We start from the raw sequence: 26974 nt of genomic DNA, 5'->3' as shown, positions 1-26974 counted from the left end.
TCACGATCGACACCCTTGTCTTAAGCTAATGACTACTACTGCCTTCGCCATTCGGGACTTGAACCCTAAAGATAGCGCCCATGCTGGGCGCACATAAAGAGGCTTCATCGCGTGCGATGAAGCCTCGACCGACAACGTACCGCTTTCAACATTCCGCCTTCTAGTCGAAGCTTCAAGCCCCTGCCTGATTACCCGAGCTTACTTCTGGCACCCCGTCGCACGGATGACCATGTCGACTCCGGCCTCCCCGTCGATGGACAGGAGGTTCCCGGTTATTCGCGGCTCGCCAATGATGCCCTTTATCATCCAGCTAACAGAATGATCGCATCGAATATGGTACGTCCCATTGCGATCCGGCCTCAGTACGGCCTGTCGGATTCGCCCGTCCTCCCACGCGATATCCACCGTGACGCCGCCGCGCGCCCGAAGTCCTCGGACTTCGCCGTTCGGCCAAGCTTTCGGAAGGGAGGGAAGCAAGTGAATCGTCTCCCGATGACTCTGCAGAAGCATCTCGGCGATCCCGGCCGTTCCTCCGAAGTTGCCGTCAATCTGGAACGGCGGATGGTTATCCAGCAGATTCGACAACGTCGAGTGGGCCAAGAGCGCCGTCAAGTTGGTATGAGCCTCTTCCGCGTCTTGCAATCTAGCCCAGAAGTTGATGATCCATGCCCGGCTCCAGCCGGTATGTCCTCCCCCGTGCTCGAGGCGGCGCTCCAGCGTTCGGCGCGCGGCAGCGCTTAGCTCCGGCGTCTCATCGGGGGTAATCTGGGATCCCGGATGCAAGGCGAACAGATGCGAGATGTGGCGATGCCCCAGCTCGATCTCCTCGTAATCCTCGAACCACTCCTGCAGTTGGCCGTGACGCCCGATACGGGGACGCGGGAGCTTGCCGATCGCTTTCCGCAGCTCGGCCAGAAAATCATCGTCGGCTTGCAGCTTTTCTCCAGCGGCAAGACAAGCCTGAAACAGCTCGCGCGCGATCTGGCTGTCCATGGACGGCCCGTAGCACAGCACGCCCGTTTCTCCGTTCGGCAGGCGATACGTATTCTCGGGCGAGACGGAAGGGCAAGTGACGAGTTCTCCTCCCGGAAGCTCCACCAGATAATCGAGCAGGAAGACGGCCGCCTCCTTCATCATCGGGTAAGCGTTCTGCAGGAAAGCCGTGTCCTCTCCGAATCGATAGTGCTCCCAGAGGTGAAGGGACAGCCAGGCAAGGCCGAGCGGCCAATAGGTCGACGACATCCAAAGATCCTGCGGCGCGGTGTCCGCCCAAATATCCGTATTGTGGTGAGCGGCGCTCCCCCGGCAGTCGTACATCGCCCGAGCGGTTCGGCGTCCGTTCGGAATCATGCGCTCGACTAGCTCGAAGAGAGGTAGGTGACATTCGGACAAGTGGCAGCTCTCGGCTGGCCAGTAATTCATTTGAGCATTGATATTGATAGTGAATTTGCTATCCCAAGCCGGAAGCATATCCTTGTTCCATATGCCCTGTAAATTCGCGGGCAGCGATCCTGGCCGGCTCGAGGCGATCAGCAAATACCTGCCGTAATGAAAATACAATGCCGCAAGTCCGGGATCATCGCGTCCCGCTTTCACGTTATCGAGTCGTTTCGAGGTTTCTTCGTTCTTCAGGCTTGACTCGCCGCCGAATCGCAGCGTGGTTCGGTCGAACAGATTACGATAATCTTCCGTATGCGAAGCTATCAATTCCGGATAGGACGCTTCGGCGACGCGCTTGGCGTTGCCGAGAGCCGCCGAATCGGGATCCGGTTCGCGAAAATCAGTCGCCGCGGCCACGACCAGCATAACGGCGTCGGCATTCGAGACGACGAGGTGCTCACCGATCGTGCGCATGAGTCCCCCTTCCGGCTTGCAAGCGAGCACTCCGCAATACCGGACGCCCCCGCCGCTATCGCCGCTCATCACGATGGAGTTTCCGCCTTCCGTTCGAATACGGTCAACGTAGCGGAACCCCCCGCGTCCCATTCTGGCGGTAAACGAAATTTGGCTTGGGGCATCCGCGGTCAGTCTGATCACGATCGCATTATCCGGATAGCTAGCGAAGATTTCGCGGCTGAACTTTACTTCGCCCGCGGTGTAGGAAATATGAACGACAGCCTCCGACAAGTCCAGTCGTCGCTCATAATCCGTAATCTCCTTCACGTGATCGAAGTTTACCAGCAGGTCGCCCAGCGGAACATAATGACGCTGGGATTCGGGAATAGCGGTCAGGGCCACCGAAGCAAGACGCTCGGCCTCCTGCAGCTTTCCCTCGAATATAAGCCTGCGAATTTCCGGCAAATTCGACAGAGCGTCCGGGTTATGTCGATCCCTTGGCCCCCCGTGCCATAAGGAATCCTCATTCAATTGTATGCGTTCCGCGCAGGGATCGCCGAATATCATCGCACCAAGGCGCCCGTTCCCTATCGGCAACGCTTCTTCCCATTGTCGTGCGGGAGAGCGATAAATCAACCTGTCTTCGTACTCGCGGATGTGCTCCTTCATACGCTCAATCCCTTCGTTCATGATAATTACTGACCGCCATCCCGGTAAGAGCCCGGAGTAGTACCCGCGTATTTTTTGAACACCTTCGCGAAATAGTGCTTGGTGTCAAAGCCGACCTGCCGGCTAATCGCGCATACGGTCAGATGAGGCTGCGCTATTAGCAGCTTTTGCGCCTCGCGGATCCGCAACGAGTTCAAGTAATTGACGAAGGTGTCTCCCGTCTCCTTCTTGAACAAGCTGCTGATATAATTCGGATGGAGATTCATTCGGTTCGCGAGATGATCGAGGGACAGATCGTTCATGTAATTCTTCTGCAGGTACGCCAGAATCCGTTCGGCGTGCCGGCTATATTCGGAATCCGATACGGCGGGCAGCTCTGCCTGCACGCGAGACAGCAAGGCTGCTATCTCCTTCTTGTCCACGGGCTTCAGCAAATAATCCACCACGCCAGATCGGAGTGCTCTTCGGACATATTCGAACTCGTCGTAACCGGTAAGAATGATAAAACGATCGCATAAATCTTCCACTCTAGCCTCTTCTATTAATTCAAAGCCGTTCTTCTCCGGCATATTAATATCCGTTATCGTTATGTCGGGCATAAAGCGCTTCATCGTCTCCAATGCCTCGGGGGCATTAAAGGCCGCGCGTATGTCCGTACCGGCGGGAGAAACCTCTTCGACGACTTTAACCAATCCGTTCAGAATCAAAGGCTCGTCGTCCACGATTAATATCTTCAACGTCCGCCACCGCCCTTTTCGTGATGATGATCCGCAAGCAGGTTCCCTTGCCCGGCTCGCTGAAGACTTCCAGTCGGGATTGTCCCCCGAAAAAAGCTTTGACTCTTTCATTCACGTTTCTCAACCCAACGCCTGCTGGCTCTTCCGACTTCCTATGCTCATCTTGCTTGGATAGCCGTTCGCGCAGCTCGATAAGTTTCTCCGGCGGAATCCCGTTGCCGTTGTCGGATATGTCGATCGTAACCTCCCTTGCCGATTCCGTGGCCTGCAGCCGAATATGAACGGGGCGAAGGACGGCGGAGGCGCCATGTACGATTCCGTTTTCCAGTAGAGGCTGCAATAGGAACCTAGGGCAGGCCAGGCGCTCGGCATCGAGATCAACGTTGATCTCATAGGTCAATCTGCTTTGCAGACGCATTTTGTGAATTTTCATATAAAAGGAAACCATTTCGATTTCCTTCGCAAGAACCGTCTCCTCCCGCTCGGAAGACAAGCTGTAGCGCATCAACTTCCCGAACCAGAAGGAAATATCCGCGACCTCCTTGTCGTTGTTGGCTTCGGCGACCATTCGGATCGTCTCGAGCGTATTGTAGAGAAAATGAGGCTTGATCTGAGCCTGCAGCACCTGGTAAGCCGCTTCTTTGTTACGCAGCTCCGCGCGATGGACGTTGTTGATTAGTTCGTCCATTCTACGAACCATGGAGTTATAGGTGGTAATCAGGAACCCGATTTCATCCTTTTCGAACTTACCGCTCTTGATGGTGAGCTGCCTTAAGTTATCGTCGTTCAAAATGCGCATGTGCCGAGCCAGCCTGAGGATTCGCTTCGTTACCGTAGAAGCCAACACGTAATAGGCGATAGATAAGGCAAGCAGAAGCAGTACGATCATCGTGACCAGAACGGTTTCTTTCTTCTTGACGGATCGGAATACGTCGTCCACCTGCCCGGTTACGATCGCGCGAACGCCCAGCGGTTCGAGTTTGAGTTGGTTGATGATCGTTTTACGATTGATAAAATAAGAACGCTCTTCCGATTGCAATAAACTTAACGTTTTCTCGTCCAATCCCGCCGCTTCGTTCGTCAAAGGCTCGCCTTGTTCGGACAGCAGAAAAGCTCTCCAGTTCGCTTCCACGCCCGCTGCCACATAGAAATTGCGGATTAAACTATTGCGAACCCGAATTTCAAGCAATCCGATCCGCTCCGTAATTTGGGTATTGTAAATGTACTGGTAATAAATCAGATCCGGATCCGATACGCTCGGATCGGCACGCAGCCATATGCCCTGCCCGGCCTTCAGGGAAGAGACGGTTTCCTCGATTCGCGCCTCCAACATGGACTCATCGCGGAATAAGTTGGTAATGGGCAGCACCCGGTCCTTCATCTTGTAGATCACGAGAGATTCGATCTCCGGATTGGCGAACAGAGACTGGGTGTACAAAGGGAGTATGTATCGAGTCAACGCGTACACGCTGTCCGCGTCGGACTCATATACGCCATCCAGATAATCCGTTAGGTAGGGATTGTATTGCAGCACCCGATGAACCGACTGAATTCGGGCAAAATCCGTCTGCAGGTTGGCATACGCCTGCTCTAAAATCTTCTGCCTGCTTTCCACGAACTGCTGGGTCAAGTTGCTGTAGATCTGCGTGTAATAGCGATAGCCGAAAGCGATTACAGGAATAAAGATCAGAATCACGTAACCAAGTACGATTTTACGCATTATGCTCATCGCGGCATTTCCCCCCGACTCGGAAACAGTATACCGTAAACGTACCACGTCCCCTTAAATTTCGATAGAGAAACAGCTTCCAGCGCGCCCGAGCGTGTTACCTTTCGACTTCCTCATAAGCCGCGCTTCCGTCAGCGGCGAAGGAAAAACCAAAATAGTACTCCTCTTGGCCTGACCAATCCAAATACACCGAATAGGGCTCCTCCTCGACTTTGTACAAAGGGACGAATCGAGCTTGCCGGCCATCATCGTCCTCAACGAGGACTTCCAAATCCCCCTCTTGAATCGTGCTCGCGAATTTTTCCTGGAGTTTCCGAACCGTTATTCCCTTTAAATGCGGGTCGTCTCCGACCTTGGCGAGCAGCACGTTGCCATACATAAGAGCCGCCAATGCTTCCGAACCCGGAAGCGGAACCAGTTGAAGGGAAGCCTCGATTTCGATGTCGATCCGATCGCCGTTACGGAATAAGCGCTCGACCGCGATGTACCCCTCTTTCCTCCGGAGTTCAATTCGTTCCGAATTAATCTTGATCGCCTTGACGGCCTTTTCCCTGAACAGAATTCGAATTTCCGAGGGCTCGTCGGCTTCGATGAACAACGATGATGCGAGGCTGTTCGGGAATTCCGTACGTTGATCGATGGCGATCCTCCGATCCTTCCATACGGCCGTCGAGGAAATAAAAGCGTTAAGCAATACGGTATTCCCGTCTCTGAACCAGATGTTTTTTTGCAGCTCGCTCATCGCCTCGATTCCCGATGCGGTACAGCACCAGAAGGAATCGTGCGGAGTACTGAATTTTTTGGTCGCATGCCTTCCCATTGGCTGGTGGTACTGGGAAAGCCCCGTCCTTGCGCTGGCGGAGTTCAAAACGGCGTTATACTTGAGAGATTCCAAATGCTCCAAATACCCGATTTCCGACGACCATTCCAGCAAGCGCTCCAGAATTTTCTCCGTATTGTGCGCGCAGCAGCTTTCGCTTTCGCCTCCGGTCAGCGCATCCGCCAGTTGCCCGTAACCGCCCCAATGCTCCGCTTTTTCCGACACGCCGCCCCGAATACAAGCCGTAGCCTTGGAGCTGTTGCTTCCATTCGCGAAGGTTCTCCCTTTGACGAAATCGTAAAAATGGAGAGCAGCTCTCTTGTATTTGCCTTCGCTTTCAAACTTGTAGCGATGCATGGCGGAGAGAATCATCGGAAGATGAGCGTTGGCATGCAAATCTTCTAGCACGTCTTGGCCGGCTGAAAGCGGTTCGATCCAGTAGTCTCGGTCGAAGACCCGCGCCAACTCGAGCAAACGTGCATCGCCGGTAAGGCCGTACAGCGCATAAAGAGAATCTCCCAAGCCGCCAAACTCGTTAACGGGATTCACTTTCGTGCAGCGAAGTATCCCGTCGATTTTCCAATGGGAGAGCTTACCGAATCTTTCACGAATGTAAAGGGCCAGATTGACGGCAAGGACTAGCGCTTTGGCATTGAGCAAATACGTATGACAATCGATCAAGCCCTGCATGATTTTGTGTAAAGTATAATAAGGCGCCCACACATTACGGTTTTCCTCGAATTCCAGAACGTCGAGCTTATCCTCTTCGAAGGCGCTCAGATAGCCGTTTGGCTGCGCGCAGCGTTCCATGACGTCTACAATCTCGTCGGCCTTGTTCTTCAGCATCTCGTCGTGATCGCCGAAAGCGAATTTGGCGCACGCGGACAGAAAGTGTCCGGCGAAATGGCCTCTAAGGCCGCAGTCGGGAGCCTCCCAGCCGCCAAGTGGCTCCGCGTTCGACGGAATTCCCGCGTTGATCTTAAACGTATGCATAAGACGTTCAAGATCAAAATCGCGAATGTACTTCTTGACTAGCTCTCTGCGGGAGGCAAAATCTCTGTCGGTCAGCCTGACTTCGTCCAGGCGAAACGAGGTGAACATGACATGCATCTTCCTTTCGGAAAGCATAGACTTCCGCCGCTACGCAGCGTGCAAAGTCCGGCAGGAACGCACGGAGCGCCTGCCGGACTTTGCTTTATTTCTTAAACAGATCTTTCTTATTCTGATACGTTTGATTAGCCCAATCTACCAGCCGCTCCAAACCGATCTTCTCGGCGTTGCTCACCATGCTCTCGTAGCTTGCCACGGCTTCTTCCTCCGACTTCGCCAAATAAATTTTGACCTTCTCGTTTTTAATCATCTCGTCGATCTTCGTCTTGGTCGTCTTTTCGTCCGAATCCGGCTGCAACTGAATGAGTCCAAGCTCCGGCTTGTAGACCGTGAACGCTTTTCTCTCCATCAGCGCTTTCGTCTTCTGCGCCCCCGGCACATAGCTTAGCATCCCTTCCATGACGCCGTCGTTGTACAGGTACCACCATTTGATGCCGTTACTGTTAACGAAGTCGGCATCGGATGGATCGTATTTCAAATTGGGATAGCCTTCCTCATTCCAGGTCCAATGCTCGCCCTCGACGCCGAACATCGTCAATTTCTTGCCTTCGTCGCTCGCCAGGTATTCAAGAAATTTGATCGATGCCTCTGGATCCTTGTTATTCTTTGTGATGAATGTGCCCGCAAAGCCAAGACCCGAGCTGACCGCTTTCGTATTTTCCGAAATGGCACTAGGCAGCATTTGGTACGTATACGAACCGCCCGCGTTTTTGACCTTGATATTGTCCATGTCCGCAATGCTGACCGTGTGACTATGGGCGAACGCTTTGCCGCTGGTTGCGTACTGATCGTCGATCTGATCGTTCGTGTAAGCGAAGTTCTCCGCCAGAATGTACCCTTCGCGATAAAGACGGTTCATAAACTTGAAAAACTCAAGCATTTCCGGTTGCCTTATTGCGTAATCCACTTTTCCGTCCCGCTCGTACCAGCCGTCCAGAAGACCCTCGACGCCGAACTGTTGCAGGAAGTATTGCTCGATCCAATCCTTATCCATAATCAGGGGGATCATATCCGGGTACTTTTCTTTGACCATGCCCAGAACCTTCACGAAATTGTCGATGGTATCGATCGGCGGATTTCCGAGCTCCTTCAGAATATCCTCGCGCACCGCGATGCCGGGATTGCCGTCGCTGCCGACCGAGTATTTGCTCTGCGCCATTTCTTCTTGCGTCGCGAAAGCATTGCGTACCGTGTAGAAATTACCGTCATCCATCGTGTGTATCGCGATTCTCGTCTTGTCGATCTGAAAGTCCGGCGCATACTTCTCGATTAATTCATTCCAGGGATAAGATAGCTTCGAATCGGACAGACGGTCGATGTTGGCATTCGTAAAGACCAGATCCGGCAGGTCTCCCGACGCGATCATCAGCGGAAGCTGCTTGTCATCGGTAGCGACAGTCACATTAAGCTTAATGCCCGTCTTTTCCGTTATCTTCTCGGCAACCGGTCCCTTCCATTCCTTCACCGGGTACCAGGATGCATCGATAAACAACGACAGCTCCTTCACCTCATTGCTTTTCGCGGGCGTTTCGGAGGCAGTCCCGGACGAGGGTTCGACGCCTGCGTTTTCCTGTTGGCCGTCCTTGTTTTTGCTGCACGCGGACATCAGAGCTACCGTCAAGATTACGATCAGCGATAAGAGCAGAGCCGTCTTGCTTTTGCTTTTGTTCAATTTAACCCCTCCAACAAGTGATGTTTATATTAAAGCAAACGCTTCAATACCATGACAAGAGTCAGCCTTTTACCGAACCCAGCATGATGCCTTGAATAAAAAACCTTTGGAGGAACGGATAGACGCATACGATGGGAGCAATGGATACGACCATGGCCGCTACCTGAAGCGAATAGCTGGTAACTCCTGCGGAGGCGCTATTCGCAACGGCTATGGCGTCCGCCGGCGCATTGCTCTTGTTAATGACCTCCATCATGCGGAAAGCGAGCGTCCGCAATCCCTCCGATTGCACGAAGTAAGCGGAGTCCAGCCAAGAGTTCCATTGGCCGACCCCCATGAACAGCGACATCGTTGCGATCAGCGGCGTCGAGACGGGAAGGATGATTCGGTAAAAAATAACCAGCTCGCTAGCCCCGTCCATATGCGCCGATTCCTTCAGTTCGCTCGGAATTTCCCGGAAAAACGATATGGCGATAAGCAGAAAAAACGTGCTCAGCATGGAAGGAATGATATACACGCCGAACGTGTTCAGGAGTCCGACGGAACGCAGCACGACGTAATACGGAATCAAGCCGCCTGAGAAATACATCGCGAAAATAATGACCGTGAAATAACCTTTACGAAATAAGAGATCCCGATGCGAAAGCCCGTACGCGACTAAACAGGTGAAAAGGACACCTAAGGCTGTTCCGGAAAGCGTTCTCATAACCGTGACCAAAAAAGCGCGATACCAGTGGGGATCTTCCAGGAATCGCGCGTAATTCTCGAAGGTTAACGTTCTCGGCCACAGGTAGACACCCCCGAGAAGCGAATCCGTTCCTTTATTGAAGGAAAGAATCAGTACGTAATAGAATGGATAAAGCATCGATAGCGTCAGAATGGATAGAAGGGCATATACGAAGGTATCCATGATGCGATCTTTTTGGTTTTGGCTGAGCGGCATTCCCAATCTCCTTCCTAGAATAGACTTGATCCCGACGTACGCTTGGCGATGTAGTTACTGGAGAAGATCAGGAAGACGGAAATGACGGACTGGATCAGATCGATCGCTGCCGCGTAGGAAAATCTACCGTCTCGCAATCCGACGTTAAACGCGTAGGTTTGTACGATCTGCGAAGTCGGATTGTTGATGCTGTTCCCGAACAGGAAAGCCTGTTCGAAGTTCGAGCCGACCAGTCCTCCGCCCAGAATGCTTCCGATCGTAAGTATCAGAACGACTACGATCGTTCCTTTCATTCCGGGAAAAGTGATATGCCTTATGCGAGACAGGCGGCCGGCTCCATCGATCTGCGCAGCCTCATAAAGCACCGGGTTAATCCCTGCAATCGCGGCCAAGAAAATAATCGTCCACCAGCCCATTTCCTTCCAGACGGCGCTTCCCACCGCCAGTCCCCAGAAGTAGTTGGGGTTCGTCAGAATGTCCAGCGGATTGTCGATCAAGCCGAGCCCCAGAAGCGCCTTGTTGACCATCCCGACATCGGCCGACAGGAAGGTGAACGCGATACCGACGACGACGACCCACGAAATGAAATGCGGCAAGTAGCTGATTGTTTGAACGAATCGCTTGAATCGCATATTTTTGACTTCATTTAATAAAATGGCCAGCAGTATTGGTGCCGGGAAAGCAAAAATGATTTTCAGAAAGCTCAGCACCAGCGTGTTACGAACGATCGTTCCGAACTGGTAGTCGTTGACGAACTCCTCGAAATGCTTCATTCCGACCCACTCGCTCGTAAAAATGCCCTTGATCCCAGTAGAGATGGAATACTGTTTGAAGGCCATAATAATGCCGAACATCGGAGTATAGGCGAAGACCAACAAGAAAATCATCCCTAGCCCGACAAACAGGTGCAACGTTTTTTGTTTTTTAAACCGCTTCCAATATTGCGGAGGTTCTATGTTTTTCCTTGTAACCTCAGTCAATCGTGTATCCAGCTCCATATCTGCTCCTCCTTCGCTATAAGTGTAGCCTGCAGGAGGTAGCAGTCGAAAGCCAAGATTCTTAAGAAAGCGTTGTCATTTTTGAAGATCGATCCAAGTACCGGACTTGCATGGATAAAAAAAATAACCCGCGAATTTGCGCGGGTGTACTACTTAAATCAAATATTCGACTATATTACCGACTTCATTCCTGTACTCGATGACGGACTTGTTCGTTTGAAGATCTATGAACAGGCTGCAGAACAGCTCCTCTTTATCCCATGCCAGACGAACTTCATGCTTTGGCGAATATTGAACCGTAAACTTCCCGTTAAAAGCATCATATTCGTTTCTGAACCTTATCAACTTCATGAGCCTCTTTACTGCTTCTTTATCAAGAGATTGTATAATTTCCTCCATGCTATAGTTGTGGCGGTTGATTTCGCGACCTTCTCCGCTCGCTTTAACGGATTCCAGATCGTTCTCTCCAGCGAGTAGTCCAACATAATAGACTTGCGGTATGCCCGGCGTAAAAAACTGTATGGCTCTCGCCGCTAAATAAGCGTCGTCATCGCCATTCAATACGGAGTAGTACGAGCATCGGATCTGATGAACATCGAATCCGTCATCGGCCTTATGCTCATCGGACACGATCAGACTAAGATTCGAACCTCTTTCCAGACAGAGATTTACTAGTTCTCTTGCATCCGCCGTGTCAATTAGGTCATCCATATCCGGTTTAACGGGAATTCCGTCATGACAGTCCAGCATAGTGAACTGCTTATGAGGACGAGTTCTGAGATAATGACAGAGCTCTTCGCTAGACTTATTAATCAAGGTATCCAGCACTCTGTATGGAAGTATGAAATCGTAGATCCAGCAACCGTGCTCCGCCAGCTTGTACTGCGTTGAATAATGGGCGTGAACTTCGGGAAGCAGAGTTATCTCTAGGGAATCCGCCAGCTCCATGATCCAATCAAGGAATTCGTATATGTCCGGTTCAACGAAAAAACAACTCGTTCCAAGCTTCTTAATCACATACCCTACCGCATCCAATCTTACCATCTTAATGTTTTGCTTCTTGAAGTTCATAAAAAATTCCGTAATCAGTTGTTTGAAGAGGCTAGATTTAATATCCAAGTCGATTTGTTCCGACGGATCCGTCTTACCGAACGTTGTCCATACCTTCTCTACCTCGTTTGTTTCCTCAATGGTAAAAGCGGAATACGGTACCGGTCTGCGTAAGAACATCTTTGCGATATCTTCTTGCACGGGCTCGCCATCGTCCCAGAGCTTATCCAAAGTTAGAAATAAATCGGCGAATTCGGATTTTCGTCCTCGTTTAAGAAAGTCCTGAAAATAATCGGATTGCCTTGAGATATGGTTAACCATTATATCGACCATTACATCGAAGCGTTCTCCTATGGCTCTTATATCGTCCCATCCACCGAAGCTAGGCTCGATCTCCAGGTAAGTCAACGGAGCGAATCCTCTATCTCCCGACGATGGAAACGGAGGCAGGATATGGACGCCACCCTTAAACAATTCCGAAAAATGCTCGATTAGGACCTGGTTTAGAGCCTTCAAGTTACCTCCCAAGGAATCGGGATAAGTGATCAACTGAACCTGATTATTAACTGTCATTTCGGGAGTCTCCTATAATCCATATCGTTCTTGCAAGATCTCAAGCTTCGGCAAATCCACGATCGCGCCCGTAAATTTCAGCTGGTAAGCGCTGACGGCAAAACCTAGGGCAAGCGCTTCTCTAATGGTATATCCCTTAATGATAGCCGTATAAAATCCAGACCAGAACGCGTCGCCTGCTCCGGTCGTATCTACGACATCCGTAGCTAAGGTACTGTATTTAATCGTCTCTACTCCATTAGATACGATAGCGCCATCCTTACCCAAAGTCAGAATGACAAGCTTTGCGCCGTATTCCAGAAACTTTTTCACTTGATTCTCATTCGTATCTTTGCCGAACAATCTCTCCGCATCATCCTCGGAAGGCTTTATAATATCGACCTTTCCTATGATGGATTTAACGTATTCGATCCCATCTTCGCCCTTTTGCCATATCATCGGGTGATAATTGGGGTCGAAACCTATCAGCACTTCGTTCTCCCTTGCCTTTTCAATCACTTTTTCAATTGTATGTCGTACCGGCATCATCGATATCGGCCAACTTGAAAAGTGGACGATCTTTGAACGGATCAAGTATTCTTCAAGGACTGGAGTAAAAGCTAATTGATAGTCTGCCCCTCTATAAAATATAGGAACAGGCGACGATTTACTCTTCGTTATAACGACCATACTCGTCGAATAATCAGTCCTTTGAACGCCGTTCGTATCAATGTCCGCATTTCGGAGTTGATCGATTAAGAACGATCCTAAGCCATCTTCTCCAACCGCAGAAGCCACCAGTGAGTTTATGCCTAGCTTCTTTACGTTCAATGCTATATTAGACGGCGATCCCCCGAACAGCTTAGTGTACGTATTCCCTTCGGAATGATCGCCATATTCAGTAGAAATCATATCTATTAAGAGTTCTCCGACGGTTAAAATATCATTTTTTGTGTTCCGAAACTGTATTCGATCGTCGAACCCAAACACTCAAAGTCCTCCTAAATAAAATAATGAATACCTATTTTAACGCACCCTCCGTAATTCCCTTAATAATATGCTTCTGAAGAATCAGGTAAAGGATGAGAACCGGAATAATCGTCATAATTAACCCGGCCATCAATGGGGAGAAGTCGACCGAATAGGTAGAGAAGAATCCATAATTGGAAAGCGGAAGCGTCCTCATGGAAGGGGATTGCAATAGCAAGCTAGGTAAGAGATAGTCGTTCCAGATCCACAGCGTATCCAGAACGATAAGGGTTACCATCACCGGCTTTAACAACGGAACTACGATTTGAAAGAAGGTTCGCGCCCTAGAGCTTCCATCAATGGAAGCGGACTCCTCCAGCTCGAGGGGCACTCCCTTGATAAAGCCATGAAACGTAAACACGGCAAACGGTACGCCAAAGCCCAAATACATGAAGAGCAAAGTTCCTTTTGAATTAAGCAAGCCAAGATCTCCGTAAATAACGACCAACGGAATCATCAACGCTTGGAAAGGCAGCGTCATCGATGCCAGCATCGCATAGAATAATACGCTGTTCGCTTTCCAATTGAAACGGACGAATAAATAGCCGGTCATTGACGAGAACAAAACGATAAGAAGCACGCTAATAATCGTAATCATGCTCGAATTCAAAAATCCCGTAATAAAATCCATATCCTTAAACGCTTTGCCGTAATTGTCGAAGCTGAATCGAGTGGGCAACGATAGCGGACTTTCGACGAATTGTTGAGTCGTCTTAAAGGTATTCAGAATGATAACTAAGAAAGGAAATAGAAATACTAGCAGCAATATATAAAGGGAAATTGTTTTCAAATAGATCGTCGTTTTAAGAACGCGCACTACTCTTCGACCTCCAATTTTTTCAAAAAGTATGCCTGAGTCAACGCGATAATGGCCACGACGGCAAATAATACAACGGCTTCGGACTGCCCTATTCCATATTCATTTGAAAGAAAAGCTTTTTGGACGACATGATAGGACGACAATTCGGTAGAATTGAATGGCCCTCCCTTGGTTAGCGCCAAATTAAGATCATAGGTCAAAAAGGAACGGGAAATCGAAATGAAAATACAAATCACGATCGCCGGCGCGGACAGCGGAAGGATGATTTTTCTGATTTTAGTTAATCCGTTAGCTCCATCAATGCTTGCTGCTTCTAATACATCAACTCGAACGCTCATGAATCCGGCAATATAAATAATCATTAAATAACCGATAAATTGCCAGGCCGATACGATAACCAGTGCCCAGAATCCCTTGTCCGTATCTGTCAGCCAAGAAGTTTCGAATAAGGACCACCCATACTTTTCGCCTACATAAGGAAGGACCTGAGAAAACAGAAGTTGCCATAAATAGCCTAGCACAAGCCCCCCGATGAGATTCGGAGTAAAAAATCCCGTCCTGAGAAATTGCTGTCCTTTAAAACCGCTAGTTAACGCAAACGCAAGAAAGAATGCCGCAATATTGGCAATGGCAACCGTAAAGAATACGTATTTCAACGTGAACCATAACTGGGTAAAGAATACCTTATCCTTAAAAACTTCCACGTAATTAGCGAATCCTAGGAATGTATGGTCTCCTACGCGTACATCCCAACTCGTAAGCGTTAGGTATAGCCCGAATAGAAACGGGATCAAAACAACGGCAAAAAACGCAAATACGGAGGGGCCGCCAAAGAGTAGAAAAGTTCCCGCATTCCTTATCGTCTTCTTGTTTGTCATAGCATTACATCCTCTTGTTATGATTAGTAAATAATCGAAGGGTATCGGTTATCACCGAATACCCCTCTTTTATTATCATACTTGTTGAATTATTATTTTCCCGCAGTTGATTTCCAGTAATCTTGAATTTCTTTGGTTAGTCCCGCGCGATCTAACTTATCGACTAAATACTTCTGCATGGAAGCACCGGTCTTCGCCCACCAATCCGCCGGGAAGTAGTTGGTAACTCCGATGTTTACTGTCTTTCCTTCCGCGACATATTTGGCGATGGCACTAGACATTGGATTTGAACTTTCGACCTTCAAGTTTTTATAAGGCATTGCAAGACCGCTTTCGCCGATAATGGCTTTTTGGCTGGCTTCGCTTGTAATCAACCATTCAATAAACGTCTTAGCCGCTTCTTGTTGTTCGGGCGTGGATCCCGAATTATCGATGGCAAACAATTTAGGCTCCGTATACGCCACTTGCGTATTCCCATAATCCGCAGCGTTATCGCTAATCGGAACCGGGAGTATTCCGAATTCGTTGTCCCGACCTTCAAGCGGCCCGATGACAGCCCATGACCAATCCCCCATAAAGAAGAAAGCAGCCTCACCTTTTGCAAAATCTGCGCTATCTTTATTATAATCGGCAACTAGCGGATCGCTTTTACGCGCATTGTATTTTTTTAGCATATCGAGCGTATCCATCAAGCCGTTGAAAGCTTGGTTCGTCGACAAATCGGCAGTGCCGTTTTTCACATCTTCCACGAATTGACGATTTGTCTCTACGTCATTTGACTGCAAGGAGTACGCCAAGCCTTGATAGTGGGAGCCTAGTGACCAGTCCGCACCATGAATCATGATCGGAGCTTTGCCGGTTGCCTCGATTTTCTTAAACAAAGCTTCAAGATCGCTGCGTGTTTGGATAGTCGCTGGATCGAAAGCCCCGCCAATAGCTTCCTCCACTACGCGTTTGTTATATAACAGTCCGTATCCTTGCGCGGAATAGGGTACGCCGATAAATTTCCCGTCAAGCAATGCACCGTCTATCGCGCCTGTTAAGGCAAGGTCTTCGTATTTGGCTTTCTCGGGTTCCAGGTCGAGAAATTTGTCTTTATACTGAAAAATCGTTCCCGCATCTAGATTCACTACGGTTGCCGGATTGCCGGAGGCCAATAAAGACTGGAACTTCTCGATCTGCGCACCTCCGATAGGCGTCGGAATCAATTCCACGGTCACGTTCGGATGCTCTTCCTTATACACTTTGAATAGGTTCTCGAATACCGTGTTTATTTCTGCCGACGTGTTAAAAAAAGTAATTTTCACTTCTTTTGCCGACTGCGACTCCGTACCCGTAGCTTGTTGCGTTTCGCTCGGCTCGCTTGAAGCTCCCGATGCATTATTTTTTGTATTATCTTGAGAGCAAGCCGCTAACAACGAAAGAACGAATACCATACATACCCCTAAAATTAGTAACTTGGATCGTTTCATTTGTACTCCCCCATGATTGTATTGAAAGCGTAATCAGCTCACTTTCAAATTTATATTAACCGCTTGACATATAATGTGTCAAGCGGTTGACATACATTTATTTTTCCTCCTGTATATCACAAGTCGCCCAGGCTTTCGACCGGAAAACGGACGAAGTGCCGAGCGACAATTGTAAGTTGAAGTAGATGAATGCCTATCGCCGATTCGTATTTCTCTACGTAGTCCCTCTTTCCGCTAACGTGACTTCTAAAGTGTATTTCTTTTCCACCTGCTCGCCTTGAATCTGTTTAATGATTAAGTCTATCGATTGCTTGGCCATTGCCTCAATCGGTTGCCTAATACTCGTAAGTCCGGCCGGCGCAATCAGAGAAGCCAACAACACGTCGTCATACCCAACGATCTTGACATCGTCGGGAATTTTTAAATTCATTTTTGAACACGCTTGAATGGCGCAGGCGGCGATAATATCGCTCGTTGCAAAAATTCCGTCAATGCTATCGTTTTCTTGAAAAAAACGCATGAGTTGCTCCACTGTGCTCTGTTGATTCGCAAAACGATTGATTTCCAGGTGAAAATCCGTGCTCTGTATATCTCTCTTCTTGCATTCCTTGGAATATCCGTCATACCTTAGTCCCGCTAACATGCTTTTGTTATTCAGTAAATCTCCGGAATATCCCTTGATTCCTCCATACACAAATGCGAGTCGTCGGCAGCCCTTTTCGATCAATATCTTAGCCGCCAGTTCTCCCCCGTTATAATTATCGGAGGATACTAGCGGAATGTGATCTGCAATACTTCTGTCAAAGGAAACTAACGGTAAATTCAGTTCCAGATAATCATCGGTCTCCTGCAACATACTTCCCATAATGATTCCATCCACTTGATTCTTTTTCAGCATATCTATGTATTCTTTTTCTTTTGCCCGATCATGTTCGGAATTGCACAATAACAGCTTATATCCGTTTTGGAATGCGTAGTGTTCTATAAATTGCGTAAGTTCGCTAAAGAACGGATGCGCAATTTCAGGAATAATGAGGCCGATCAAATTCGACTTTTTCCTAAACAAGGATCGAGCAAGCTCATTGGGCTGATAATTGATCTCTTTCATAACCTGATATACTTTTTCTCGCGTGGCGCTGCTTATGTATCCCCGATTATTAAGCACGCGGGACACGGTCGTGACCGATACTCCCGCTTTCTTGGCCACGTCATCGATTGACGGCATCGGATTTCCTCCTTTGTTGTATATAAGTCATGCATATAATGTAAGCGCACCAACGATTTAAATACTTTAACGTCGAATCAACGCATGTTAAATTATATCAGGAACAAAATGTTTATGTAGTAAAAATCGGACACCTTACTGGCTGTAGTTCTCCTTGCTTGTTCATATCAAAAAAGCGGCTGCATAAGCAACCGCTTCTCCCGAGAGTATGGTTAACCATACGGATTTAACTAAGTCGATTGCCTCTCTATCAATTTAACCGGCAAAATATTTTCCTTCGATACGTCTTGTCCTTCTATCTGCTCGATTATGAGCCTCACGGCCATTTTACCGATTTCCTTGGTTGGTTGCTTAATTGTAGTAATGCCTGGCGTGATGAGTTGTCCTAGCTGTATCCCGTCATACCCGACAATCTTCATATCTTCGGGAACCGACTTTCCGATTCGATAACATTCTTTAAGGACCTGAGCCGCGATGATGTCGCTGCTAGCGAAGACTCCATCGATATCCGGATGCTCCCGGAACATGGAGGAGACGAGTTGTTCGTATTCATCATAATTGAATCCGTTAATTTCCGTCTGCAATACGATATGCTCGATGCCTTTGTTAGTTATGACTTTCTTAAAAGCATCGTGCCTTAATTTTGCCAATAGATTAAGGTGGAGATTACCGCTGATATGAGCGATTTTCTTGCAACCCTTCTTTATTAGTAAGTTAGTCGCTAGCTCCCCCCCTTTATAATTGTCCGATGAGATATACGGAATCGTATCCGTTATCTGACGATCAAGGGTCACCATCGGCAACTTAATGGAAGTATAATCTTTGGTGTCCATCGTATGGCTGCCCATAATAATGCCATCCACTTGACTTCCCTTTAGCATGTTGATGTACTCTTTTTCCTTCAGTTTGTTTAACTTCGAATTACAAAGCAATAATTTGTACCCGTTCTTGTCCGCATAATATTCGATATATTTCGTCACTTCGCCGAAGAACGGATGGGAGACGTCCGGTATGATAAGACCGATAATGTTCGATTTTTTACGAATTAAGGAACGGGCAACTTCATTGGGTTGATAATTCAACTCTTCCATTGCTTCTTGCACTCTCTTCTTAAGCATCTCGCTGATATATCCTCTGTTGTTCAGAACCCTCGATACGGATGTGACGGTCACGCCGACTTTATCTGCGATGTCCTTTATCGTAGCCATTAAATTGTCCTCCAAGCGTGATCCAGCTCAAACCTCTAATAGCCCAAGTATAAGTTTAGCGCTTATTTAGGTCAAGCGGTTGACATATTCGTACCGACAGATGTTACAAAGGGCGTCCCACGTATCTCCGGAGTAGTAGCGGCCTATGGCCTAATGGTACCGAAGAGCCGTATCGGCATTTGGGCAAGAAACACCGCAGCGCAAGAATAGAACGTATCATGCAACTCAAGCAGACCGATCCGCTTCCGGTCTACCAACGGGAGCGGTAAATATCGATGCCGTTTTTCTTAGCCCGCAAAGTGACTTAGTACTTCGATACTTATTCCGATTACTTTGCGGGGACCACAGCTTCTGCTTCGCTCCCCTGCGCGCGGAACACCCCAAATTGGTTCGATCAATTTAGGGTAAAGCCGTACTTAAAAAGCGATACCTACCCGAAAATCCGGAGTCGGTATCGCTTTTTTCATAATCTAGTCGATTTATTCCTTTCCTTTGGGGCCATTCGATTTCAGAGTAATTTTATACAGGACGGATTGCGCTCCAGCCAAGCTTATGTTTATTTGCCCGGCCCCGTTCGTATTGTACGAGTCATCCGTCCACAGGTCGGTTACCGTATAATTTGTTGCGCCTGAAATGCCTGCCCGGGCCAAATCAACGGTTTTGGTTACGGGGGTCTGTGTATAATTGAACACAGCTAAATAATAGTCTCGCTTGTCCTTCAGTACAAACGTGTCCGCTGCGTTAATCCCCGTATTCCCCTCGACCGGCCGGAATGCTTCGCCCTTGATGGCTACCGCGTTCACTTTCGGATTCGTCAACAGCTCCTCCATATATTGCTGAGCCGTAGGGTCATTCACATCGTCGGAATTCAGGAATACCGTTCCCGAGATCACGGCCGAATTCACCCGCGTCTGCGCTGCGGCAAGCGACCCCCCTTTCAAAAGGGTCATATAGTCAGGATCCGTGTACGTATAGATCGTTCCGTTCTGCCACCAGCCATAGGTCAGATTATTCAATTGGTATTCGGTTGAACTGAGCGTGCCGTCAATATCGGTTGAAATCCGTCTCGAGTGCGCATATTGGCTTGGAAAAAGCGGCGCTATGGACGCGCTGATAAACATTTTTCCGCCCAACACTTTATTAACGTACGCCAATCCCTCATTATAGGCTTGAGTTCCCGTCTTCACGTTCGGATCATAGTGTTGTCCTTCAAGCGAAGCGTGGGTCAAAAAGTCGATCTTGATGTATTCGAAACCAAGCTCAAAAAAATTCTTGTAATAATATTCAATCCGCTGCTTCGTACCCGGATGTGTCGGGTCAAGCGCGTATCCCCCATCCAGCTTGGGCAGGATCTGGCCATTGTAATCCTTCATTATAATTTCGCCATACGTGTATTGCCCATTCGTACCTTCAACCACCTGATTCATATTGTCGCCCCAATAGACGAAAACTCCATCATAAATACCGGGTTTTTGCCCATTCTGACGAATGACTTTCACCGCATCCTTCAACTGTTGCTGCGTCAGCGAATTCCAGTAGGAATCCATGTTGATGTAGATATTTCCCTTATTATTGAAGGATTTGTTTTGTATATTCTCCTTGAAGTAATTGGACACAGCAATCACCTTATCATAACTTAAGGTACCGCCGTAAGCGCCCCAACTGTTCCATCCGACCGGCACCCCTTTCGGGACATCCTTTCCAAAAGCCAGCGGCGGAGCTACGTCTGCATTGGCCTGTCCAAAGCTTTCCAGGCCGTCACGGTAATCTTCATAATAGCCGACCAAAATCTGCGGCGACTTTAACGTCGTACCCGATATCGTGCCATGCGGGATCGTATCATGCGTCGTCGCGATCGATGAAAAACCGCCATACACCTTTAACTTGTTCAATCGATCGTTGCTGCCGCTCCAAGAAATGCCCGTTTTCCAGGTGTCGTGCGTAATCGATCCGATAATCAAGCCGTTCCTGTTATCGTTATTGTAGATGGCTGTTAATTCCGAACTGACATACCAGTCCGTGTTTAAGGGAGTATTGATCGTCCGCGCATTGTACCTCGACCACATATCATTATCGTAAGGAACAACGAGTACCCGGTTATCCGTATAGCTGCCGATGTCGATCCCGCCCTGCGCGTTCATAACGATCGGAGCAATATTATTCGTATGAATAGGGGTCTCGCTATGCACTTCCTCACTTGTCACGAAATACGGCAAATCCTCATAGATTTGATAGATTTGCTTCATCGTTGGAAGGCCGGCCTGGTTATTTTCAAACGTGACCTGAATTCCTTTGCCATGACTATCTTTTATTTTCTTGACACTACCCAGCGAGAAGAGATGCTCGGCGTAATCCTTGCTTGATAAAGACTGATCCAGTTCCACCGTGCTGTAGATGCCTGTAGCCATTACTTTTCCGTTCCATTCGTAGGCTGCAAGGCCAGACTCCGTATTATAGGTAACTTTGTAAGCATCGGTAGAAAGCGTCACCCCTTTTTCGTGTTCCGTTACACGGATGTGACCGAATTTCTTCGAATCGACAGGTGAACCAATATCACCGATCTGTCCATCATTTCCTGGGTTCTCAGGGGGATTTTCTGAGACAGAAATCTTAATCCTATCGATATCCGGCCCCCATCCCCCGTTATCATCGATTAAGATTGTGTTGCTCCCAGCATTCAGCGATACCTCCATATTGAAGCTGCCAAGTGTGTCCCAATTCGCCGTCTTCGGCAACGTTAAGGTATCCGGTGCTCCACCGTTCACAGTCACTCGGATGGGATCGGAGTTTTGTGTAAGATAATCAAGTCTTAACGTATAGATGCCAGGGGAAGGTACGTTAACGTTGTTAAATTGCAGCGATGCACCTTTCCCGAAATCACCTATCTTTTTGCCACCAGAACAGCCGGTCGCGCGATGGCAATCACGAACTGCAGTAGTGCCCGTTAATGTATTATCCGGTGATTCCGCTTCATAGGAATTCAAATCCACTTCACCTGGATCCTCTTCATCTGGAATGTCTGAGACAGAAATCTCAATCCTATCGATATCTGGCCCCCATCCTCCGACATCGAATTTAATGGTGTTGTTTCCAGCATTCAGCGATTCCTCTATGGAGAAGCTGCCAAGCGTGTCCCAATCCGCCGTCGTCGGCATCGTAAAAGTATAAGGTGCTCCATCGTTCACAGTCACTCGGATGGGATCGGTGTTCTGTGTAATATAATAAAGTTTTACAGAATAAGCGCCAGAGGAAGGTACGTTAACGTTGTTAAACTGCACCGATGCGCCTTGCCCGAAATCTCCTATCTTTTTGCCGCCGGAACATCCGGTCTCGGGTTTGCAATCACGAACAGCAGCAGTGCCCGTTAATGTATTATCCGGTGATTCCGCTTCATATGAACTCAAAACCTCGGAACTATTTACAGCAGGATTCGTCATTTCACTGTTTGCTGAAAGTGTAGGAAGGTTGCCAGAGCATGCGATCACAATAAACATAAATAACACCAACAAAACAGTCGTTAATCGCTTCGTCCTCTTCATCATTATCACCCTTTTTAATTGATTTTCCTAAAAAAGCGCTTACATATTTCTGCAAATTTCATGGGACTACATTCGTCTCACCTCCTTCTCCATTTGGTGCTCCAAAAGCCCATGGCTTCGGGAGCACCTTCTTTCCATTAACATCATTTACAAATCGTTCGTCCGAAATGGACGTTCCATATTTTAACCAACCACACCGCTGCGCTCCATACTCTCAACAAAGTTGCGCTGAACGAACAGATACATAATGATCAGTGGCAAAATCGCCAGCAGAATAGCCGTATTCTGAATCATGGACGCATACAACGGGTCTTCGCTTTGCGTCGGGTCTAAGCTTCTTAAGTAAAAGATGATTTGCCCCCATGCTCCGGAAACCATAGAGGACATGATAGGGTTATCATTCAGTATCATTCCGGTGAAAAAGGAATCGTTCCACTGCCATACGAATGAGAACAGCATGACGGTAACTACAGCCGGAATAGCATTAGGCAGAATAATTCTGGTGAAGGTGCCGAATGTACCTGACCCATCTACCCAAGCCGCCTCTTCCAAATCGTTCGGAATTCCTCTGAAGAATTGGCGGAAAATATATACAAATAATCCCGTTTTCAGACCCATACCCAATATGGATGAAATCAGAAAGGGCCACTTGGTATTGATCAGATTCAGCGGATGACCCTGAATAAGGGAAATAAGGCCCAAAATATCAAAGTTTTTGTACTGCAGGTAGGTCGGAATCATTATCGTTTGCGGCGGTACGAGAATGGTGAAGACGACGCAGCCGAACAACAGTCCGCTGCCGCGAAATTTCATCCGAGAGAAGCCATATCCAGCAAGCACGCAGGTAAAGGTTTGCAATAGCATGACCAGTCCGGACAGCACCACCGTATTGAGCAGTACATCCTTATAATTCAGCACTTGGATGACGAGTTTGAAATTGTCTAAGGTGAAGTGCTTCGGTATCAACACGACGCTGCCATCATATATGTCGATGGGATCCTTAATCGCAATCAAGATCTTTAAGATAATGGGATAGAGGACAATGAAAGAAATTCCCGCAATCAGCACCGTACGAATACAAATCCAAAGCCATTCTTTCAGCTTGCTGGCCCAAAAGCTTGTCCCGGACATGCGTTCCCGCAACTGATGCAGAACCCTGCGCGTTTCGCTTGCAGTTTCGGTTTTCATGACAGGCTCCCCTCCTTTTCGGTTAATCATAGTAGAATACTCTCTTGGAAATGAGCAGTGTGAATATCCACAGGAAAATCGAGATGACGACGAAATAGATCCAGGCCATCGATGCGCTGAGCCCGAACTGGAACGACTTAAAGGCCGTATCCCGAATTTGTGTGGTCGTAGGGCTGTTGAGCAAGTTATCGATGATGGAATAAATAACATTCGTCAAAATCAGCGGGCTGATCATTGGAAATGTAATCTTCCAGAACGATTCATAACCTGTCGCTCCTTCAATTTTAGAAGCTTCATAGAGCGAGCCGGATATCGATTGCAAGCCAGCCAGAAAAATTAGAATTTGCACGCCTGAGGCGGTAATGATCTGATAGATCCGATCGACCGCCCCGAGAAAGTATTCAACAATTTGAAAGTTGACGCCCGAACGCAGCAACAGCTTGGCAAACTCTAAATTTTGGAACATGGTGAATTCTTCGTTCGACTGCTGTGACGCACTCCCAACTATTGCCTGTGCGTAATCGCCGCTTTCGGCAGCGGCGATTACGCCGGAAGCCAGAATGACTGGTAGGAAGAAGATCGCCCGGGTCAGCGCTCTTCCCTTAAATCTCTGATTTAGCAGCACCGATGCGAACAAGCTAAAGATGACGATCAGCGGCACATTAATGACCATGGTAAGCATCGACTCGATTAAAGTCCGCACATAAGTCTCATCTTGAAATAGAGCATTTTTAAAGTTGGCCCACCCTGCCGACTCTAGCGAAAATCCAGAATCGTTCACCTTCAACGTACTAAAGCTGTAGCGGAGCGAGTTGATTAGAGGCACAAAAAACAAAAACAGAAATCCGACAAACCAGGGGAGAATGAACCATATTCCTCTATACTTTTGCTTCTGATGCAGCGTCAGCCTGATTTTGGATAGCTTCAATTGCTCTCGCCTCCAGTAAGGTATCCCATAGGCTCAACAGCAATCCCTCCTACGTCGACCGTATAATCGTTATAGTTGACGAATACTGCTGTTCCATCTTCATAGGTAGTTTGATAAACACCCGTCTCTAGCATTTGATGATCCTTTATGACTTGGGTTCGTAATTTGCTCTGCATGGTGTTCAGTTCGTCATATGCAGTCTTTGCCTCATCTATCCAATTCCGATAGTCAGCCGAATACAAGAAATCGAACTCCGTTTCCTTGACAGCTGACGATTTGGCATAAAACCATGTGAAGTTCAGATTAGCCCCTGTCTCAATCGCCTTCAACACGTGGTAGCGCATCGTTTGCTCATCAGAGAGGTTGACTGCCGAACCAGCGTAATCGATATACCCGTGCAGGACCATCTCGTAGAATGGCACGCTCCTGTCCGTAATGTTGTAGCCGCTGTTCTCAAGCGGGGCGTTGACGACACTATCGACGTAAGGCAGTGTATAAGCGTTGCCGCCCGCAACCATTACGTGCGAATCGGAACCCAGCTTCGCCAGTTGTTCCTCCACCGTCCGCTTCGCCTCTTCCCGGTTCATGAATTGCCGCTTATTGAAATCGGAGTTCAACTCATCGCCTAGATCACGCAGGGACAACCCCTTAAGTTCAAGCTTGCCGTATTTAGCCAAAAATTTATCCATCACCGAAGGCAGCTTCACCGGCGAAAGCGCGTAGGACGGCTTCACGCCCGATCTCCTGCCATATCCCGCGAGATGGTACCGGTAGATAGCTGCCACATCGTCGAGCATTGTCCGCGAAGCCATCTTCGTTCGGCTAAAGCCTCCTCCATCTTGCAGCACTCTCAGGAAAGAGACATCCGGAAATAGCTCGATCTCCTTGCCGTCCGCATACTCCTGCAGCTCTGCCAACCCGCGTTTGCCGCCAAGCTTGCTATCAACCGAAACGGAAGTCGGGATTTCGTGCTTCACGCCGCCATTGAACCACCCGGTATAACGTAACTGGATATCGTTGATGCCGCCTGCCTGCAGTTGCTCAAGAATTTCCTGCGCCTGATCGAAGGTCGTCAGCGTCTTGTAGGAGTTGTAAGGTATGCCCAAAAAGAACTTCCGTGTCGGAATTCCTCCGATCAGTTCGAGATCAAACGGGATTTGCTCCTTCTGCTCCAGCTTTTCCAGCCCATACTTATGGATCAGATACGAACGGTAATAAGAGGCCATGCCGCTGTAGTTCGCATCCTCGCCCTGCAGAAATCCGTAGCGAACCGATAGATCTCCCAGGTAAGGCTTCGCCTGAAATTTCGGAACGGTTCGCGTCATCCAATTGGCCGTCAGCTCAAGCGGCTCCCAGCCGGTGATCTCATAGGTACTGTACACATAATTGTACGAATTGGTACGGCCGCTCACATCTGCCTCAATGCGCCCGATCCCGTCTCCGTTTTCTATGATGGCTATGAATGCAACATCGTTCTGCTTCATGCCGAACACAGGCAAGCGGGTTGGCGATCCGCTTGGCTTCTCGAGCTCCTTCAAGCGAGTCGCATCGGTGCCATATAAGGTCTCATTATAGGGATAGGCATCAAGCTTGCCGTTATTGAGGTTAATGAGGGAACCGGAGCCGTCCGGAACGAACATATAGCCTTGCCGATTCATTCCCGCGGCTCCGAAATAGGGCAGGACAGAAATCGACTGCAAAATATAATCATTGCCTTCCATGTTCTCGGTCGACACGTTAACGATAAACTGATCGCCTTCCAAACGGTACGTAACCGGAATCACGAACAGCGCTCGGCTGGCCCCGCCATCCCCATAAGCCTCGCGGTCGACGTTCATTTCCTCTTCGCCGTACCCAGCCTCCTCAAGCGTTTCGAGTGTCCTGGTCAAGGCAAATCCGGTCAAAGCTTTATCGCGCCGCATGTAGATCTTTTTCTCAGGATCGAAAACAAAGCGCGTCAGGATATCTTTCTTGCGTTTTTCATCCGTGATTTTGTCCAAAATCAACGATTGAAACCGTTCCTCTCCAATGGATGGGGGAATTTGCTCCACGCCGCTCAGCTTCTCGCCGATCGTATAGATAATCCGGATGCCGTCTTCAAGCTTCTCCTGTGTAAATTGCCCGTACTTGACGCTCTGATCGAAGCTGTTATATTGCTGTGGTTGGCCCGTCTTCTCCTTATCCGAGAAGTTAACCAGCAATTGACTGGATAGCATCGACTTATTTACACCCGATGCCTTGCTGTCCTCCTCGCGATCCTGTGGATTCGAGAACCAGATCGTGCCGTCCTTCTTGTTTTTGACCGCGATCTCGGTCGTCTGCGGGTTGTAATAGAGTGCCATCGCTTCATTCTCTGCCGTCAGTTCCATCGACTTCCCGATCATTCCCTGAGATGTCGCACTTTCCGAATCAGATTCCGCCACCCGCGCCGTCTCGACGGACAGCGCAGCCGTGGAATCAGTCGCAGCAGCCGCGTTTCCCCCGGTGCTTCCCGCGTTGCTCGTCGTAGCCAGCATACCGACAACGACCGCTGATACGACCGCCACTCTCCATTTGCTTCTCACCTTGCCA

18 protein-coding genes are annotated in these 26974 nt (G+C 48.6%); all 18 read right to left on the bottom strand.

Annotated elements, in window-relative coordinates; translation table 11 throughout:
- Nucleotides 1-198: 198 nt before the first annotated feature.
- Complete coding sequence (locus DFP95_RS20405) at nt 199-2526, bottom strand: glycoside hydrolase family 95 protein (RefSeq protein ID WP_245987778.1); 2328 nt, start codon at nt 2524-2526, stop codon at nt 199-201.
- A 5-nt stretch (nt 2527-2531) separates the two neighbouring features.
- The gene (locus tag DFP95_RS20400) at nt 2532-3242 is read right to left on the bottom strand and encodes a response regulator transcription factor (RefSeq protein ID WP_115994535.1); all 711 of its coding nucleotides are present in this window, start codon (nt 3240-3242) and stop codon (nt 2532-2534) included.
- Complete coding sequence (locus DFP95_RS20395) at nt 3190-4971, bottom strand: sensor histidine kinase (protein WP_115994534.1); 1782 nt, start codon at nt 4969-4971, stop codon at nt 3190-3192. The genes DFP95_RS20400 and DFP95_RS20395 overlap by 53 nt, the downstream gene beginning before the upstream one ends.
- A 97-nt stretch (nt 4972-5068) precedes the next feature.
- On the bottom strand, nt 5069-6892 hold the full coding sequence (locus tag DFP95_RS20390; RefSeq protein ID WP_115994533.1) for a beta-L-arabinofuranosidase domain-containing protein: 1824 nt from the start codon (nt 6890-6892) through the stop codon (nt 5069-5071).
- A gap of 94 nt (nt 6893-6986) precedes the next feature.
- The gene (locus DFP95_RS20385) at nt 6987-8573 is read right to left on the bottom strand and encodes an extracellular solute-binding protein (protein WP_115994532.1); all 1587 of its coding nucleotides are present in this window, start codon (nt 8571-8573) and stop codon (nt 6987-6989) included.
- A gap of 61 nt (nt 8574-8634) precedes the next feature.
- A complete protein-coding gene (locus tag DFP95_RS20380; RefSeq protein ID WP_115994531.1) occupies nt 8635-9516 on the bottom strand; it encodes a carbohydrate ABC transporter permease in 882 nt (293 codons plus the stop codon).
- A gap of 14 nt (nt 9517-9530) precedes the next feature.
- On the bottom strand, nt 9531-10514 hold the full coding sequence (locus DFP95_RS20375; protein WP_115994530.1) for an ABC transporter permease: 984 nt from the start codon (nt 10512-10514) through the stop codon (nt 9531-9533).
- A 153-nt stretch (nt 10515-10667) separates the two neighbouring features.
- Nucleotides 10668-12137: a sucrose phosphorylase gene (gtfA, locus tag DFP95_RS20370; RefSeq protein ID WP_115994529.1), complete on the bottom strand. Its 1470-nt coding sequence runs from the start codon at nt 12135-12137 to the stop codon at nt 10668-10670.
- Between the two features lie 12 nt (nt 12138-12149).
- Nucleotides 12150-13106, bottom strand: a complete 957-nt coding sequence (locus tag DFP95_RS20365) for a carbohydrate kinase family protein (protein ID WP_115994528.1) — start codon at nt 13104-13106, stop codon at nt 12150-12152.
- A gap of 31 nt (nt 13107-13137) precedes the next feature.
- Nucleotides 13138-13962: a carbohydrate ABC transporter permease gene (locus DFP95_RS20360; protein ID WP_115994527.1), complete on the bottom strand. Its 825-nt coding sequence runs from the start codon at nt 13960-13962 to the stop codon at nt 13138-13140.
- On the bottom strand, nt 13962-14843 hold the full coding sequence (locus DFP95_RS20355; protein WP_115994526.1) for a carbohydrate ABC transporter permease: 882 nt from the start codon (nt 14841-14843) through the stop codon (nt 13962-13964). The genes DFP95_RS20360 and DFP95_RS20355 overlap by 1 nt, the downstream gene beginning before the upstream one ends.
- 92 nt (nt 14844-14935) lie before the next feature.
- Nucleotides 14936-16315: an ABC transporter substrate-binding protein gene (locus tag DFP95_RS20350; protein WP_115994525.1), complete on the bottom strand. Its 1380-nt coding sequence runs from the start codon at nt 16313-16315 to the stop codon at nt 14936-14938.
- A 214-nt stretch (nt 16316-16529) separates the two neighbouring features.
- The gene (locus DFP95_RS20345) at nt 16530-17540 is read right to left on the bottom strand and encodes a LacI family DNA-binding transcriptional regulator (RefSeq protein ID WP_115994524.1); all 1011 of its coding nucleotides are present in this window, start codon (nt 17538-17540) and stop codon (nt 16530-16532) included.
- A 230-nt stretch (nt 17541-17770) separates the two neighbouring features.
- Nucleotides 17771-18748 (bottom strand): LacI family DNA-binding transcriptional regulator, encoded by a 978-nt coding sequence (locus DFP95_RS20340; protein WP_115994523.1) that lies wholly within the window; start codon nt 18746-18748, stop codon nt 17771-17773.
- Between the two features lie 479 nt (nt 18749-19227).
- Nucleotides 19228-22290: a CBM35 domain-containing protein gene (locus tag DFP95_RS20335; protein WP_115994522.1), complete on the bottom strand. Its 3063-nt coding sequence runs from the start codon at nt 22288-22290 to the stop codon at nt 19228-19230.
- A gap of 180 nt (nt 22291-22470) precedes the next feature.
- Nucleotides 22471-23475 carry a carbohydrate ABC transporter permease gene (locus DFP95_RS20330; protein WP_115994521.1) on the bottom strand — a complete coding sequence of 335 codons (1005 nt, stop codon included), beginning with the start codon at nt 23473-23475 and terminating at the stop codon, nt 22471-22473.
- Nucleotides 23476-23497: 22 nt separating this feature from the next.
- A complete protein-coding gene (locus DFP95_RS20325) occupies nt 23498-24403 on the bottom strand; it encodes a carbohydrate ABC transporter permease (RefSeq protein ID WP_115994520.1) in 906 nt (301 codons plus the stop codon).
- A complete protein-coding gene (locus DFP95_RS20320) occupies nt 24400-26967 on the bottom strand; it encodes a DUF5696 domain-containing protein (protein WP_115994519.1) in 2568 nt (855 codons plus the stop codon). Before DFP95_RS20320 ends, DFP95_RS20325 begins: the two co-directional genes overlap by 4 nt.
- Nucleotides 26968-26974 lie beyond the last annotated feature (7 nt).

The sequence above is a fragment of the Cohnella lupini genome, from assembly GCF_003386205.1.
Taxonomy (GTDB): Bacteria; Bacillota; Bacilli; order Paenibacillales; family Paenibacillaceae; genus Cohnella; species Cohnella lupini.
The sequence above is the reverse complement of the archived record's forward strand: the minus strand, read 5'-3'. Positions and strand labels throughout refer to the sequence as shown.

Bases quoted from the DNA above. Each gene is read 5' to 3' on its own strand.
- DFP95_RS20405 (WP_245987778.1), bottom strand. From the start codon at position 2,526: ATGAACGAAGGGATTGAGCGTATGAAGGAGCACATCCGCGAGTACGAA.
- DFP95_RS20395 (WP_115994534.1), bottom strand. From the start codon at position 4,971: ATGAGCATAATGCGTAAAATCGTACTTGGTTACGTGATTCTGATCTTT.
- DFP95_RS20390 (WP_115994533.1), bottom strand. From the start codon at position 6,892: ATGTTCACCTCGTTTCGCCTGGACGAAGTCAGGCTGACCGACAGAGAT.
- DFP95_RS20380 (WP_115994531.1), bottom strand. From the start codon at position 9,516: ATGCCGCTCAGCCAAAACCAAAAAGATCGCATCATGGATACCTTCGTA.
- DFP95_RS20375 (WP_115994530.1), bottom strand. From the start codon at position 10,514: ATGGAGCTGGATACACGATTGACTGAGGTTACAAGGAAAAACATAGAA.
- gtfA (WP_115994529.1), bottom strand. From the start codon at position 12,137: ATGACAGTTAATAATCAGGTTCAGTTGATCACTTATCCCGATTCCTTG.
- DFP95_RS20355 (WP_115994526.1), bottom strand. From the start codon at position 14,843: ATGACAAACAAGAAGACGATAAGGAATGCGGGAACTTTTCTACTCTTT.
- DFP95_RS20350 (WP_115994525.1), bottom strand. From the start codon at position 16,315: ATGAAACGATCCAAGTTACTAATTTTAGGGGTATGTATGGTATTCGTT.
- DFP95_RS20345 (WP_115994524.1), bottom strand. From the start codon at position 17,540: ATGCCGTCAATCGATGACGTGGCCAAGAAAGCGGGAGTATCGGTCACG.
- DFP95_RS20340 (WP_115994523.1), bottom strand. From the start codon at position 18,748: ATGGCTACGATAAAGGACATCGCAGATAAAGTCGGCGTGACCGTCACA.
- DFP95_RS20335 (WP_115994522.1), bottom strand. From the start codon at position 22,290: ATGATGAAGAGGACGAAGCGATTAACGACTGTTTTGTTGGTGTTATTT.
- DFP95_RS20330 (WP_115994521.1), bottom strand. From the start codon at position 23,475: ATGAAAACCGAAACTGCAAGCGAAACGCGCAGGGTTCTGCATCAGTTG.